This window comes from Comamonas granuli NBRC 101663 (genome assembly GCF_000739995.1).
GTDB lineage: Bacteria > Pseudomonadota > Gammaproteobacteria > Burkholderiales > Burkholderiaceae_C > Simplicispira > Simplicispira granuli.
In genome coordinates, this window is record NZ_BBJX01000017.1 from 1 (window position 1) to 14,618 (window position 14,618).

Below are 14,618 nucleotides of genomic sequence, written 5' to 3' on the forward strand. Positions count from 1 at the left end.
CGGCCGTGAGGCCGCCGCCCTGGATCATGAAGTTGTTGATCACGCGGTGGAACACGGTGCCGTCATAGTGCTTGTCGGCCACGTACCGCAGGAAGTTCTCCGCCGTCTTGGGGGCCTTGGCGGGGTCGAGCTGCACGACGATGTCGCCCATGCTGGTGGCGAGCTTCACCTTCGGGGCATTCTGGGCATGTGCTATAGAAAATGTAGCTGCCAGCGCAATGCCAGTAAGCGCCAGGACCGTATTTCTTCTGGAAATCATCCAATCACTCCTTCATAAATGATCTGCCAGTGCTTGCCCCGGCGGGCCCAGAACTGGCGCTTGATGGGGCCGGTGCGTGCGCCTGCGGCCACTTCGCCGAAGGTGACGACCATGGTGTCCAGGCTGTCGGACCAGCGCAGGATGGCCAGGTCCTTGAGCTCCACGGAGCGGCCTTGCAGCGCGTGCGCCTCGGCGTGCAGGGTGGTGGCCCACTGGGCCAGGCTGGCCTTGCGCTGGCCCTGGAAGTCGGGGGCGTAATAGGCCATGAGGCGCTGCATGTCCGCGGCCGACTTGGCGTGGCGCCAGCCGTCGAGCACGGCGTCAAAGGCCTTGCGCTCGGCCTGCATGCTGTGCGGCGCCACCCAGTCGAGCGCGCGCGCGATGACCACGGGCGTGGTGCGCGGCTCCACGGTGCGCAGCAGGCGCTCGAAGTCCGGGTTGGCCAGGGCCACGCAGCCGTCGGTGGCCTGGGGGGCGCGCGAGAACTGGTCGGGCGGCGTGCCGTGCAGCCAGATGCCGCTGCCGGTCTTGCCGCGCACCTGGTCCAGCGGGTTGGGGTAGTTGAGCGGCAGGGCGCCTGCGCCGTAGAAGTCACGCAGCGTCGCCGGGTCGAGGCGGCTGGTGATGAAGTACACGCCCAGGGGCGTGCGCTGGTCGCCCTCGACGGCCTTTTCGATGCCGAGCTTGCCTACCGAGGCGTAGTAGTCGGCCACCAGGCGCAGGCCCTGCGCCGTGTTCTCGAACAGGTACAGGCGCGAGCGCTCGGCGTCCACGGCAATGGCGTGGCGGTAGCGCGGCGCCAGCTCCAGGAACTGCGCCGGAATGCTGCCGCGCTGCGGCGGGTTGCCGCGCGCCTGCACGCGCCGGTGCAGCTCGGTGCGCAGCTCCTGCAGTGTGGCGCCGGCCTGCGCGCCGAGGGGGGCGGGCACGTCGCCGGGCTGCTGCACCGGGCGCGTGCGCGCCGCCAGCATGTCGCCCAGGGCGAGCTGGGCCAACTGGAAATGCGGGTAGTCGCGCACCAGGCGCTCGGCCTGGGCCAGGGCCTCGCGCGACTGGCCCTTGCGCGTGAGTTCCAGCACCTGCAGCAGCCGTTCCTCGGCCTGGCCGTCGCGCAGCGGGGGCAGCGGTGCGGGAGGGCGTGCCTTGGCGCCGGTCTTGTCGCGCGCGGCCTGTCTGGCCTTGGGGCGCCCGGCGCTGCGCTGCGACCCCTGCGCGGGGGCGGCGCTGGCGGCCTGGCTGGCGCGCGGCGCCGGGGGCTTGCCGGCGGCCTGGGCCGGCGCGGGCGGCCACAGCAGCGTGCCGGCCAGGGCCAGCAGCGCCGCCAGCGCACGGGGGCAGGAGGGCATACGCCGCATGTGCCGCCTCACCATGGGCAATGTACCCGGAGCACGGCCGGGGAGAGGGCGCACACGCAGGCCATCAGCCGCCGGTGGATTCGCGCACGATGGTCCAGCGGCCCTGGTGCTGGACCAGGTCGAGCGTCTTGCGGCTCGAGACGTTCAGCGCATCGGCGCTGTAGGCCTGGTGAAAGCGTACGGTGGCCTTGCTGCCGCTCACGCTGACCTGCAGGTCCGACAGCTTGACGCTGATGCGCGACTTGCCCACGATGCGCGCCTCGCGCTCCTTCTCCCAGGCGGCGCGGCTTTGGCGGCCGGGCGGGTCGAAGTCCTTGGCGTAGGCGGACAGGTAGGCCTTCATGTCCTTGGCGGCCCAGGCCGCGGCCCAGGCCTGGACGGCGGCGGTCACGTCGCGCACGGCGGTGTCGCCCTCGTCGGCCTTGGCCGGGGCGGGGGTGGCTGCCGGAGCCGGTGCGGGCGCTGCCGCCACGGCCGGCGCCGGGGCAGGTGCTGGCGCGGCGGCGGGGGGCGGGGTGGCCACGGCAGGGGCGGCAGGCTTGGCACTGGCTGCGGGTGCGGCGGGCACTGCCGGGGCCGCGGGGGCCGCAGCGGTGACGGCAGCGGGCGCCGGGCGGGCGCTGCCGCGTGCGGCCTCGGGGGTGAACAGGCTGCGGATCATGGCCAGCTTGGGCTTGACCGAGTTGGCCGTGCTGGCGTCGAGCTGCAGCGCCTTGCTGTAGGCCTGGCTGGCGAGCTTGGCGTAGATGTCGCCCAGGTTCTCGTGCGCCGTGGCATAGCTGGGGTTGGTGCGGATGGCCATCTCCAGCGCCGCGCGCGACTTGTCGAGCTGGTTCTGGCCGGCATAGAGCACGGCCAGGTTGTTGTAGGGCTCGGGCAGCTCGGGGTATTCCTCGGTCAGCTTGGTGAAGGTGACGATGGCCTCGTTCTGCTTGCCGGCGTCGGCCTGGGCCACGCCGCGCAGAAAGCGCAGTTGCGGGTCGCGCGGGGTCTCGGCCAGGCGCTGGTCGGCCTTGGCCAGGGCATCGGCGGGCTTGCCCGCCTTGAGCAACTGGGTGATTTCGCCATAGTCGTTGGCCTGGGCCAGACCGGCTCCCAGCCAGACTGCCAGGGCGACCAGGCGCAGGAATCGGGGGAGGGTGCGGCGGACTTGCTTCATGGGCAGGCAATGGGGGTGGGAGGGGGCCCTGGCCCGGGCCGGGCTTATACTCCGGCGGATTGTAGCTGAGGGGGTCCCGTGCACGCGCCCTGTTGCCGCCGGTGACGGCCCATGGCCGCTGGCCTGCCGTAACGGCCTGCGCGCCTGCGAACCGCGAGCCTGGCGCCGCGGCCTCTCCCTCCCCTGTTTCCTGACACCCATTCCCATGAGCCTGCGCATCTACAACACGCTGTCGCGTGCCCTGGAGGAGTTTTCCCCGCTCGAACCCGGCCATGTGCGCATGTATGTCTGCGGCATGACCGTGTACGACCTGTGCCACCTGGGCCATGCGCGCTCCATGGTGGCCTTCGACGTGGTGCAGCGCTGGCTGCGCGCCAGCGGCTACCGCGTGACCTACGTGCGCAACATCACCGACATCGACGACAAGATCATCCAGCGCGCCGTGCACAACGGCGAGACCATCCGCAGCCTGACCGACCGCATGATCGCCGCGCTGCACCAGGATGCCGACGCCCTGGGCATCCAGCGCCCGGACCACGAGCCGCGGGCCACCGAATACGTGCCGCAGATGCTGGCCATGATCGGCCAGCTCGAAGGCAAGGGCCTGGCCTACCAGGCCGGCAACGGCGACGTGAACTACGCCGTGCGCAAGTTCCCCGGCTACGGCAAGCTCTCGGGCAAGTCGCTCGACGAGCTGCAGGCCGGCGAGCGCGTGGCCGTGCAGGAGGGCAAGGACGATCCGCTCGACTTCGTGCTCTGGAAGAGCGCCAAGCCCACCGAACCCGCCGAGGTCAAATGGCCCAGCCGCTGGGGCGAGGGCCGCCCGGGCTGGCACATCGAATGCTCGGCCATGGGCTGCGAGCTGCTGGGGCAAAGCTTCGACATCCACGGCGGCGGCGCCGACCTGCAGTTCCCGCACCACGAGAACGAGATCGCCCAGAGCGAAGGCGCCAACGGCCAGCCGTTCGCGCGCTTCTGGATGCACAACGGCTTCATCAACGTGGACAACGAGAAGATGTCCAAGAGCCTGGGCAACTTCTTCACCATCCGCGACGTGCTCAAGGAGTACGACGCCGAGACGGTACGCTTCTTCGTCGTGCGCAGCCACTACCGCAGCCCGCTGAACTACAGCGACATGCACCTGGACGACGCCCGCGCCGCGCTCAAGCGCCTGTACACCGCGCTCGCGCTCGTCGCGCCCGCCGAGGCCGCCATCGACTGGCAGGAGCCCCATGCCGCGCGCTTCCAGGCAGCCATGGACGAGGACTTCGGCACGCCCGAGGCCGTGGCCGTGCTGTTCGAGCTGGCCGGCGAGGTCAACCGCAGCCGTTCGGCGCAGGCTGCCGGCCTGCTCAAGGCCCTGGGCGGCTGCCTGGGCCTGCTGCAGGGCGACCCGCAGGCCTTTCTGCAGGCGGGCTCCACCTTGGACGAGGCGCAGATCGCCGCGCAGATCGCGGCGCGCGCCGCCGCCAAGGCCGCCAAGAACTACGCCGAGGCCGACCGCATCCGCCAGGCGCTGCTGGAGCAGGGCATTGCCCTCAAGGACTCGCCTGCGGGCACGACCTGGGAAGCGGTGCAGTGATTGTTTTTGCAATGAAATCGGCCTCTGACGCCCGTGGGGGAAGCGGTGTCAGCTACTAAGACCATAGCAACCGGCGCCGCCTCGCCTGGCTACTGGACGCAGGCGTGCAAGCAGCTCATGAAGAAGGACCGGGTGATGAAGCGCCTGATCCCGCAGTACGGCGACGCCATGCTGCAGTCGCGCGGCGACGCCTTCGGCACGCTGGCGCGCAGCATCGTGGGCCAGCAAATCTCGGTCAAGGCCGCGCAGACCGTGTGGGACCGCTTTGCTGCGCTGCCGCCCGCCATGACGCCCCAGGCCGTGCTCAAGCTCAAGATCGACGACATGCGCGCCGCGGGCCTGTCGGCGCGCAAGGTCGAGTACCTGGTGGACCTGGCCCTGCATTTCGACGCCGGCAAGCTGCACGTGGAGGGCTGGCACGGCATGGACGACGAGGCCATCATCGGCGAGCTGGTGGCCATCCGCGGCATCGGCCGCTGGACGGCGGAGATGTTCCTCATCTTCCACCTGCTGCGCCCCAATGTGCTGCCGCTGGACGATGTGGGGCTGATCAATGGCATCAGCCACAACTATTTTTCGGGCGACCCCGTCAGCCGCAGCGATGCGCGCGAGGTGGCCCAGGCCTGGCAGCCCTGGTGCAGCGTGGCCACTTGGTATATTTGGCGTTCGCTGGACCCGCTGCCGGTGACGTATTGAAGTGAAACACCCCCCTGAGTCGCCTTCGGCGCCTTCCCCCCGCTCGCGCAGCGCTGTGCGCTGCGGGCAGGGGGACGCTCCCGGCGCTGCGGGGCGGCCCTTGCGCGGAAGCCCTGGCTTGGGCCGCGCCGGTTTTACCCGTAGCGCGCAGCGCATGGATATCTGAAAGACAAGAGGAGAACCATCTTGGCGAAAAAGACCTTTCTGGACTTCGAGTCCCCGATCGCGGAGCTCGAAACCAAGATCGAGGAACTGCGCTACGTGCAGAACGAGAGCGCGGTCGACATTTCCGATGAGATCGAGCAGCTCAGCAAGAAGAGCCAGCAGCTCACCAAGGACATTTATTCCAGCCTCACGCCCTGGCAGATCACCAAGATCGCGCGCCACGCCGAGCGCCCCTACACGCTGGACTATGTGCGCGAGCTGTTCACCGACTTCGTCGAACTGCACGGCGACCGGCACTTTGCCGACGACCAGTCCATCGTCGGCGGCCTGGCGCGCTTCAACGGCCATGCCTGCATGGTGCTGGGCCACCAGAAAGGGCGCGACACCAAGGAGCGCGCGCTGCGCAACTTCGGCATGACGCGCCCCGAGGGCTACCGCAAGGCGCTGCGCCTGATGAAGACGGCCGAGAAGTTCAAGCTGCCCGTGTTCACCTTCGTGGACACGCCTGGCGCCTTCCCCGGCATCGACGCCGAGGAGCGCGGCCAGTCCGAGGCCATCGGCCGCAACATCTACGAGATGGCGCAGCTCGAAGTGCCCATCATCACCACCATCATCGGCGAGGGCGGCTCGGGCGGCGCGCTGGCGCTCTCCGTGGCCGACCAGGTGCTGATGCTGCAGTACTCCGTGTACTCCGTCATCAGCCCCGAGGGCTGCGCCTCCATCCTCTGGAAGACCAGCGACAAGGCCCAGGAGGCCGCCGAGGCCCTGGGCATCACGGCGCACCGCTTGAAGGCCCTGGGCCTGGTGGACAAGATCGTCAATGAGCCCGTGGGCGGCGCCCACCGCGACCCCAAGCAGATGGCCGCGCTGCTCAAGCGCGCCCTGGGCGACGCCTTCCGCCAGGTGGTGGACCTCAAGGTCAAGGACCTGCTCGAGCGCCGCTACGAGCGCCTGCAGGGCTACGGGCGTTTCACCGACACCAAGGCCGACGCCCGCTGACGCGGCGCGCGCCGCCCGTCCACGGCCCCGGCACGGGGCCGTGGCTTTTTTGACGGGGGCGTGTTGCCGCCCATCCGCGCGCCCAAGGACCGCCGCCTGCCCGCGTCCCGCGGCGGACGCGCCCGCCGGGCCGCGATAATCCGGCCCATGTGCCCCTGGCTCCGCTCCCCGCATGACGCAATGCTTTGACGCGGCGCTGCGCGCCTTCCAGCCCGCGCTGCCCCTGGCCGTGGGCCTGAGCGGCGGCGCCGACTCCACCGCGCTGCTGCTGGCCTGCGCCGAGCGCTGGCCCGGGCAGGTGCAGGCCATCCATGTGCACCATGGCCTGCAGGCCGCAGCCGACGGCTTCGAGCAGCATTGCAGGGCCCTGTGCGCGCGCCTGCAGGTGCCCCTGACCGTGCAGCGCGTCGATGCACGCGCCGCGCCCGGCCAAAGCCCGGAAGACGCCGCGCGCCAGGCGCGTTACAAGGCTTTTGAGGTTGCAGCCCTTGCCAGTCAAGCGCAAGCAGCTATTCAATCCATAGCATTGGCGCAGCATGCCGACGACCAGGTGGAAACGCTGCTGCTGGCGCTCTCGCGCGGTGCGGGCGTGGCCGGGCTGGCCGCCATGCCCATGCACTGGCGGCGTGCCGGGCTGGACTGGCACCGGCCCCTGCTGCGCGTGCCGGGCCCGGACGTGCGCGCCTGGCTGCAGGCGCGCGGCGAGACCTGGGTCGAAGACCCGAGCAACCGCGACGAGCGCTACACGCGCAACCGCATCCGCAGCCGCCTGCTGCCGGCGCTGCAGGCCGCGCTGCCGCAGTTTCGCGCGACCTTTGCGCGCAGCGCCGCGCATGCGGCCCAGGCCAGCGCGCTGCTGCAGGAGCTGGCCGCGGAGGATCTGGTGCGCGTAGGCACCCCCCCGCGGGTCGCGGCGCTACAGGCGCTGAGCCCGGCGCGCCAGGCCAATGTGCTGCGCCACTGGCTGCGCACGCAGCACGCCACCACGCCCAGCACAGCGCAGTTGCAGGCCCTGCAGCGGCAGATCGCGGCGTGCCGCACGCGCGGCCACCAGATCCACCTGCGCGTGGGCCGGGGTTTTGTGCAGTGCAGGCAAGGGGAGCTGCATTGGTACAATTCCGCGGTTTTGACCCCCACAAGCACGTAAGCCGGCGGCGCCTGCAAAACACCGTCCACCCCCGCGCCGCACGTACCGGCTTGCGTCACAAGCTATCCCATGCCATTGATCGTTCACAAGTACGGCGGCACCTCTATGGGCTCGCCCGAGCGCATCCGCAACGTCGCCAAGCGCGTGGCCAAATGGGCACGTTCCGGGCGCCAGATGGTCGTGGTGCCCAGCGCCATGAGCGGCGAGACCAACCGCCTGCTGGCCCTGGCCAAGGAACTCGCTCCCGCGCGCCCCAGCCAGGACTTCCACCGCGAGCAGGACATGCTGGCCGCCACGGGCGAGCAGGCCTCCTCGGCGCTGCTGGCCATTGCCCTGCAGGCCGAGGGCGTGCCGGCCGTGAGCTATGCCGGCTGGCAGGTGCCCATCCGCACCGACAGCAGCTACACCAAGGCGCGCATCGAGTCCATCGATGACCAGCGCGTGCGCGCCGACCTCGACGCCGGCAAGGTCGTGATCATCACGGGCTTCCAGGGCATGGACGACGGCGGCAACATCACCACCCTGGGCCGCGGCGGCTCCGACACCTCGGCCGTGGCCGTGGCGGCCGCCCTCAAGGCCGACGAGTGCCTGATCTATACCGATGTCGACGGCGTCTACACCACCGACCCGCGCGTGGCGCCCGCCGCCCGCCGCCTGGCGACGGTGAGCTTCGAGGAAATGCTGGAGATGGCCAGCCTGGGCAGCAAGGTGCTGCAGATCCGCTCGGTGGAGTTCGCTGGCAAGTACCGCGTGCCCGTGCGCGTGCTCTCGAGCTTCACGCCCCCGGACATCGACATCAACGAAGAGGCCGCCTCCGGCACCTTGATCACTTTTGAGGAAGACGAAAAAATGGAACAAGCCGTCGTATCCGGCATCGCCTTCAGCCGCGATGAAGCCAAGATCTCCGTGCTCGGCGTGCCCGACACCCCCGGCGTGGCCTACCGCATCCTGGGCCCCGTGGCCGATGCGAACATCGAGGTCGATGTCATCATCCAGAACCTGAGCAAGGACGGCAAGACCGACTTCAGCTTCACCGTCAGCCGCAACGACTACGCGCGCACCCTGGACCTGCTCAAGGAGAAGGTCGTCCCCGCGCTGGGCGCACAGGAAGTGGTGGGCGACACGAAGATCTGCAAGGTGAGCATCGTCGGCATCGGCATGCGCAGCCACGTGGGCGTGGCCAGCACCATGTTCCGCACGCTCAGTGAAGAGGGCATCAACATCCAGATGATCTCCACCTCCGAGATCAAGACCTCCGTCGTGATCGACGAGAAGTACCTCGAGCTGGCCGTGCGCTCCCTGCACACGGTGTTTGGCCTGGACAAGCCCGCCGAGTGAAAACCGGCCTCGAACTTGAGGCATAATACGCGGATTGCCTGGAGACGTGACCGAGTGGCCGAAGGTGCTCCCCTGCTAAGGGAGTATGGGGTGTAGAGCCTCATCGAGGGTTCGAATCCCTCCGTCTCCGCCAGAAATGCATCCGGTACCGTCCGGTACCATCCAAAAAACCCCGCTAAGTCATTGACCAGCGGGGTTTTTTTCGTCCTGTACCGTCCAGATGCGTCCTGTTGAAGCCGCGATTTTTTGGGGGCATCATTGGGGGCATAAATCGGGATTTTCCGATGCCCCCAAAAATTTGCCCCCAAAATGCCCCTAACAGAGCTTCAATGCAAGAAGGCCATCTGCCCGCCGGATCGAAAGCGGGTTCGCCTCAGTGACGAAAAAAACCTCTATCTGGAAGTGACCGCAGGGGGCGGCAAGTATTGGTTTTGGAAGTACCGCATCGGCACCAAGGAAACGCGCCTGGCCTTGGGCGTCTATCCCGAGGTAAGCCTGGCGCAGGCCAGGGACGGGCGCGACGATGCCCGCAAGATGCTGAAAGGGGGCGGCGACCCTGGCCAGGCCAGGCGCGAGGCCAAACTGGCGCGCGCCTTCAATCTGGGCAACACCTTTGAGGAGGTGGCCCGGCAATGGTGGGCGCACTGGAAGGATGGGAAAAGCCCGCGCCATGCTGACTACGCCATCAGGCGCCTGGAGTCCGACGCCTTCCCTATGCTGGGGGCGCGGCCCATCGCCAGCCTGACCGCCAAAGACCTCACGCGCATGGCCAAGGCCGTGCAAGACCGTGGCGCCCTTGACCTGGCGCACCGGGTTTTGCAGATGGCGGGCCAGATCATGCGCTTTGCTGTGGCCCATGATCTGATCGAGCGGAACCCCGCCGCCGATGTGAAACCCAGCGACACCCTCAAGAGCCGCAAGAAGGAGCATTACCCACGGATCGAGGAAAAGGAGCTGCCCGAGCTGCTGCGCAAGATCGAGGCATACCAGGGCGGCCCCTACACCCGCCTGGCCATGCAGTTGATGGCACTGACGTTCGTCCGCACGTCGGAGCTGATCGGCGCCCGCTGGGCAGAGTTCCACCTGGAGGCCGCAGAGTGGCGCATTCCGGCCGCGCGCATGAAGATGAAAACCCCTCACATCGTGCCGCTGTCCCCCCAGGCCGTGGAGGTGTTGCGCGTGCTGCAAACGCTCTCTGGTGGGCGCGAACTGCTGTTCCCTGGCGAGCGCGACCACAGCAAGCCCATGAGCAACAACACCATACTGATGGCCTTGGGGCGCATGGGTTTCAAGGGCCGCATGACGGGCCACGGATTCCGTGGGGTGGCTTCCACCATCTTGCATGAGCAGGGCTTTGCCCACCACGCTATCGAGCTGCAACTGGCGCACCAGGAGCGCAACGAAGTGAGCGCGGCCTACAACCATGCTCTGTACCTGAAAGAGCGGCGCGCGATGATGTGCGATTGGGCCAACCACCTGGACAAGCTGCGCCGGGGCGCGGACGTGGTGCCGTTGCGGGCGTAGGCGTGGGACATGTGCGGTCTAAGCCTACGACCGCACATGTTCCTCCCGCGCGCGTGGGGCGCACTTGCGGTCGAAGCTACCGACCGCAATCAACCCAGCTCCTCCCGCGCGCGCGTGGGGCGCACAGACGCCGCCGGTCACACGTCGCAACCGGCGGAGTTCCTCTCGCACGCACGCGGGCTGTAAATGTCCGGTGCCCGGACATTTCCGCTTGACACCACCCGCCCACCCCATGCCATAATCCGCGCAACCCCGAAAGGGGCCGGTGCTTCAAAACACCTTTGAGTAAGCGGTGCAACCTCCCCGTCAGTGAGGTTTTGTCACGTCTGGATTTCAGCAAATACGGCACTCCGCCGTGTTTCTTGGTTTTGGGGCGTGGTGGGCCAGAGTGGTAACACCTGGCGCACGGCTTACTCCGTGTTTTGAACCACCACGCTCCGCCTGCTGCTGCTTCAAAACGGCACAGGTGGTTTCAGTCTCAGTAAGGAGCATGAAACCATGTCCATGGTGATCCACCTGGCCAGCCGCCGCGCTGCGCCCACAACGCCCGCAACGGGCACCCCCGACCCCATCCAACTGCATGCCGAGGCGCACAACGCCCTGGCCATGGCGCTGCACTACCTGCGGCAACCGGCAGGCAACGTGCCCGGCGCATCGCGCAAGGCCGTGCAGGCCCTGGCGGCGCTGCGGCGCCTGGATGCCATGGGGCAGGGGGGCGCAGCATGAGCACCCCCGCCCAAACCATTGCCACCCTGCGCAAGCGCCTGGAACGCTGGGAACTGGGACACCTGCGCGAACTGGCTGCAAGCCTTTGCGGCGAGATAGAGGCAGCCCACGCCCGCATTGATGCCCTGGAATGTGCGCTTGACCGCGCAGAGTCTGCGGCCGATGCCTGGCGGGACGACACCCTGCGCCTGATTGACGAACTGGAGGCCGCAGGCCGGGACGTCGGCGTCAACCAGGCGGGCCAGCTTGTGCCCTGCGCCGATGCGCAGCAACCCGCGTTTGCGCTGGGCGATGCCTGGCGCTACTGCACCCGGCTGACCGACCCTGACGCTGCAAAGGCGCTGGCGCAGGCCGCAGTGACGGCAAGCGCCACGATCCACTTTGCCTTCACCAAGGCGAACCCCGAGGACTTCGCCACCGCGCCCGACTGGCTGGCTGTGCAGCGTGAGCTTTTGCATGCCCTGTATGCCGCTGGTCACCCCGCCGGGAGGGCTAGGCAATGAGCACCACCCCCCGCAAACCCAGGCCCTTGCGCCCACCCAAAGCGGGCGAGGCCGTGCCTGAATATGGCCTTGTCAACACATCAGACGGTTTCAGGCGCACGCTGCGCGCGCGCGAGCGGGCCACCGTAGAAAAAGCGCTGCAGATTCTTGGGGGCCTGCTGACCGCCCGCGAGGTGTTCGACAGCCCCACGGCCGTGAAGGACTACCTGCGCCTGCAGCTTGGGGCAGAGCCGCGCGAGCACTTCGCCGTGCTGTTCCTCAACAGCCAGCACCGGGCTATTGCGTTTGAGCGCATGGCCGTGGGCACCCTGACGCAAGCCAGCGTTTACCCGCGCGAGGTGGCGCTGGCCGCCCTGCGCCACGGCGCTGCAGCGGTGGTGCTGGCGCACAACCACCCCAGCGGGAGCACTGCACCCAGCCGGGTCGATGAAGCCCTAACCCTGACCCTGAAACAAGCCCTGGCGCTGGTTGATGTGCGGGTTCTTGACCATGTGATCGTGAGCGCCACGGGTGCACTGAGCATGGCTGAAAAGGGGCTCATGTAGGCGTTGGCTTGGGCTGGCGTGCCATGTTGCAGGCCTGTCAACGTGCACACGGTGCGCAAATAGTGCAGCGTTTTTTGAGACTTTGCACAACGTCATCGATACCGTGCGGTCTTGTTCAGGTGCCAGCTTGCAGATGCCCGCCTATGTGCACATCGGGACGCAAATAGTGCAGTTTTTTTGAGATTTTGCACAACGTCATCGATACCGTGCGGTCTTGTTCAGGTGCCAGTTTGCAGATGCCCGCCTATGTGCACATCGGGACGCAAATAGTCCAGCGTTTTTTGAGATTTTGGACAGCGCCATTGGCAACCTGAGCAGATCTTCATTTGGAGGTAATGCAATGGAATCGAACATGCACACGCAACACCAGCAGCCGCCCAGGCTGGAGGATGTGCGCCAGGTTGGCGCCCGTATCGGGCGCGGTGCATCTTGGATATGGGCTGCTGTGCGGCGCGGCGACTTTCCGGCGCCCAAGCGGCTGTCTGTTCGCTGCACGCGCTGGAGTTCTCGCCAGGTGGATGAGTGGATCGAACAGCAGCTCGCGCAGGAGTGACAACGATGGAAACCCCCACCCAAAAGGCGCAGGCCGCAGCCGAGGCCGCCGCACGCCGCACCCTGGCCCAGGCTGCGCTCCTTGCGGAAATGCACAGCACAGCCAGGCCGTGGCTGAGCAAGACCATGCGCAGGCCTGGCAGCAAGCCGGTGCTGGTGCGTCTGGATTGGCCCGGCGTGCTGCGTGTGTTCGATCCCGTCACGGGCGAATGCTTGGCACGGTCCGAGGCTGGCAACCCGTCACAGCTTGAGGCTGGCTTTGTTCCCGGCCACAACGCCGGGGCTGAGTGAGCAGACAAAGAAAAGCCGCCTGGGCCATTGCGGGACCGAGGCGGCGAGGAGGTACGAATGGGAAAAATTATCGACAGGCTAGCGGTTCCTGTCAATGACACGCGCAGGGCTTACATGGAGTTCGCTTCCATGCTTGCCCGCATGGAGTCTGTCGGCTTGGAGCCGCACAGAGACATTGACTTGACGCCAGACGGCAAGCTGCACCGCTACCGGGTGCGGGGTGACAAGCCTGGCTCCAAAAACGGCTGGTTCGTTTTGCACGGCCATCCCGTCCTGGCCGGGGCCTTTGGGTCTTGGAAAACCGGCGAGTCCCACAACTGGCGCGAGGCGCGCGACAGGCCGCCCACGCCCCAGGAGCGTGAGGCACTGCGACAGGTCATGCGGAATGCACAGGCAGCACGCGAGGCCGAACAGGTGCTGGTGCATGAGCAGGCCCGCACCAGGGCGGCAAAGCTGTGGGGACTGGCGCGGCTTGCAGACGATGCACACCCCTACCTGCAGCGCAAGCAAATCCGGGGCTTTGGTGTGCGCCAGCTCAACGGTGCATTGCTGGTGCCAGCCCGCGATGCAGCCGGGGTGCTGCACACGCTGCAGTTCATCCAAGCCGATGGCAGCAAACGCTTTCTGACGGGTGGGCGCATTCAGGGCTGTTACTACGCCATGGGCAGGCCCGGCCATCGCTTGCTGTTGGCTGAGGGCTTCGCCACGGCTGCCACGGTGTTCATGGCCACGGGCGAGGCCACGGCCTGCGCATTCAACGCTGGCAACTTGCTGCCAGTGGCGCGGGCGCTGCGTGCAAAGTTTCCCCATGTGCGCATCGTTGTCGCCGCTGACGACGATAGCCAGACCCCCGGCAATCCGGGCGTCACCAAGGCCACCGAGGCGGCGCGGGCCGTGGGTGGCTTTGTGGCGGTGCCCAGGTTCGATAGGGGCGCACATGGTGTCTGAAACCTTCCCCCCGCTGCAAGAAGACAACCCGACCGACTTCAACGACGCGGCCGTGCTGGTGGGCCTGGACGAGGTGCGCGAGCAGATCGACCAGGCCACGCCTGTGGGGCCAGCAGCGCCGTGCGCCGCCGCCCCAGCGCCCGCGCCTGACTGGCCCATTCCCATGGTGGGCGGTGCCGTGCCGCCCGAGTTACCCGCTGATGTGCTGCCCGGCTGGCTGGGGCAGTACGTGGGAGCGCTGTGCGAGGCCACGCAGACCCCGCCCGCCATGGCCGTGGGCTTTGCGCTGTCGGTGGTGGCCACCTGCGCGCAGCGGCGCTACGTGGTGCAGGTGCATGAGGGCTACACCGAATCCACATCATTTTGGAGCCTGACGGTTGCGCCGAGCGGCTCGCGCAAATCGGCTATCAAGGCCGCGCTGGTGGCGCCATTGGAGGCATGGGAGAAGCGGGCCGGTGACCGCATGCGGCGCGAGATTGCGGGCAACAACGCCCGCATTGCCGTTGCCGAGGCCACCGTAAAGCGCCTGCAAGCCCAGGCTGGCAAGGCAGAGAACCAGGAGGAACGCGACCACCTGCGCAAGCAGATCGAGGAGGAGCTGGCAGCCATGCCCGAGCAGCTCTACCCGCCACGCGCCTACGTCAACGAGAGCACCGTGGAGCGCGTGCAGACCGTGCTGACTGAGCAGCGCGGGAGGTGCGCGGCGCTGTCCGACGAAGGCGGGCTGCTGAACGCCATATCGTCCAACTACGGCGGCGCGGGCGGGCCTTCGCTGGACGTGCTGCTGCAGGCCTACACCGGCGGCGATGTGCGCGTGGAGCGCGTTTCG

The 14,618-nt window shown here is 67.8% G+C and carries 16 protein-coding genes and 1 tRNA gene; 14 read left to right on the forward strand and 3 right to left on the reverse strand.

The window, feature by feature from the left end:
• From CGR01S_RS14630 to CGR01S_RS14640, 3 genes are all read right to left on the reverse strand, one after another.
• Positions 1-259: peptidylprolyl isomerase (locus tag CGR01S_RS14630; RefSeq protein WP_042428903.1), on the reverse strand; the 259-nt coding region annotated here is incomplete at its 3' end.
• Positions 256-1,605: a L,D-transpeptidase family protein gene (locus tag CGR01S_RS14635; protein ID WP_084690726.1), complete on the reverse strand. Its 1,350-nt coding sequence runs from the start codon at positions 1,603-1,605 to the stop codon at positions 256-258. The genes CGR01S_RS14630 and CGR01S_RS14635, both read right to left, overlap by 4 nt.
• 73 nt (positions 1,606-1,678) lie before the next feature.
• Complete coding sequence (locus CGR01S_RS14640; RefSeq protein ID WP_042428869.1) at positions 1,679-2,773, reverse strand: L,D-transpeptidase Cds6 family protein; 1,095 nt, start codon at positions 2,771-2,773, stop codon at positions 1,679-1,681.
• Positions 2,774-2,978: 205 nt separating this feature from the next.
• Between CGR01S_RS14640 and cysS the strand changes: the two genes are divergently transcribed.
• The 14 genes from cysS to CGR01S_RS14710 form a co-directional block, all read left to right on the forward strand.
• Positions 2,979-4,355 carry a cysteine--tRNA ligase gene (cysS, locus tag CGR01S_RS14645; RefSeq protein WP_042428872.1) on the forward strand — a complete coding sequence of 459 codons (1,377 nt, stop codon included), beginning with the start codon at positions 2,979-2,981 and terminating at the stop codon, positions 4,353-4,355.
• A 24-nt stretch (positions 4,356-4,379) separates the two neighbouring features.
• A complete protein-coding gene (locus tag CGR01S_RS14650; protein WP_439644752.1) occupies positions 4,380-5,051 on the forward strand; it encodes a DNA-3-methyladenine glycosylase family protein in 672 nt (223 codons plus the stop codon).
• 186 nt (positions 5,052-5,237) lie between these two features.
• Positions 5,238-6,215, forward strand: coding sequence for an acetyl-CoA carboxylase carboxyltransferase subunit alpha (locus CGR01S_RS14655; RefSeq protein WP_042428876.1), 978 nt, complete (start codon positions 5,238-5,240; stop codon positions 6,213-6,215).
• Positions 6,216-6,387: 172 nt separating this feature from the next.
• Complete coding sequence (tilS, locus tag CGR01S_RS14660) at positions 6,388-7,362, forward strand: tRNA lysidine(34) synthetase TilS (RefSeq protein ID WP_042428879.1); 975 nt, start codon at positions 6,388-6,390, stop codon at positions 7,360-7,362.
• 69 nt (positions 7,363-7,431) lie between these two features.
• Positions 7,432-8,700, forward strand: a complete 1,269-nt coding sequence (locus CGR01S_RS14665; RefSeq protein ID WP_042428880.1) for an aspartate kinase — start codon at positions 7,432-7,434, stop codon at positions 8,698-8,700.
• A gap of 40 nt (positions 8,701-8,740) precedes the next feature.
• A tRNA-Ser gene (locus CGR01S_RS14670) sits at positions 8,741-8,833 on the forward strand.
• 176 nt (positions 8,834-9,009) lie between these two features.
• Positions 9,010-10,224: a tyrosine-type recombinase/integrase gene (locus tag CGR01S_RS14675; protein ID WP_042428882.1), complete on the forward strand. Its 1,215-nt coding sequence runs from the start codon at positions 9,010-9,012 to the stop codon at positions 10,222-10,224.
• A 498-nt stretch (positions 10,225-10,722) separates the two neighbouring features.
• A complete protein-coding gene (locus CGR01S_RS14680; protein WP_042428885.1) occupies positions 10,723-10,950 on the forward strand; it encodes a hypothetical protein in 228 nt (75 codons plus the stop codon).
• On the forward strand, positions 10,947-11,453 hold the full coding sequence (locus tag CGR01S_RS14685) for a hypothetical protein (RefSeq protein WP_042428889.1): 507 nt from the start codon (positions 10,947-10,949) through the stop codon (positions 11,451-11,453). Before CGR01S_RS14680 ends, CGR01S_RS14685 begins: the two co-directional genes overlap by 4 nt.
• Complete coding sequence (locus tag CGR01S_RS14690) at positions 11,450-11,998, forward strand: JAB domain-containing protein (protein ID WP_052382579.1); 549 nt, start codon at positions 11,450-11,452, stop codon at positions 11,996-11,998. The genes CGR01S_RS14685 and CGR01S_RS14690 overlap by 4 nt, the downstream gene beginning before the upstream one ends.
• Before the next feature lie 340 nt (positions 11,999-12,338).
• Complete coding sequence (locus CGR01S_RS14695; protein WP_042428891.1) at positions 12,339-12,551, forward strand: helix-turn-helix transcriptional regulator; 213 nt, start codon at positions 12,339-12,341, stop codon at positions 12,549-12,551.
• Between the two features lie 5 nt (positions 12,552-12,556).
• A complete protein-coding gene (locus CGR01S_RS14700; RefSeq protein ID WP_042428894.1) occupies positions 12,557-12,841 on the forward strand; it encodes a hypothetical protein in 285 nt (94 codons plus the stop codon).
• 57 nt (positions 12,842-12,898) lie between these two features.
• Positions 12,899-13,789 (forward strand): toprim domain-containing protein, encoded by an 891-nt coding sequence (locus tag CGR01S_RS14705; RefSeq protein ID WP_245616817.1) that lies wholly within the window; start codon positions 12,899-12,901, stop codon positions 13,787-13,789.
• A partial coding sequence (locus tag CGR01S_RS14710; protein ID WP_042428900.1) for a DUF3987 domain-containing protein occupies positions 13,779-14,618 on the forward strand: 840 nt, incomplete at its 3' end. The genes CGR01S_RS14705 and CGR01S_RS14710, both read left to right, overlap by 11 nt.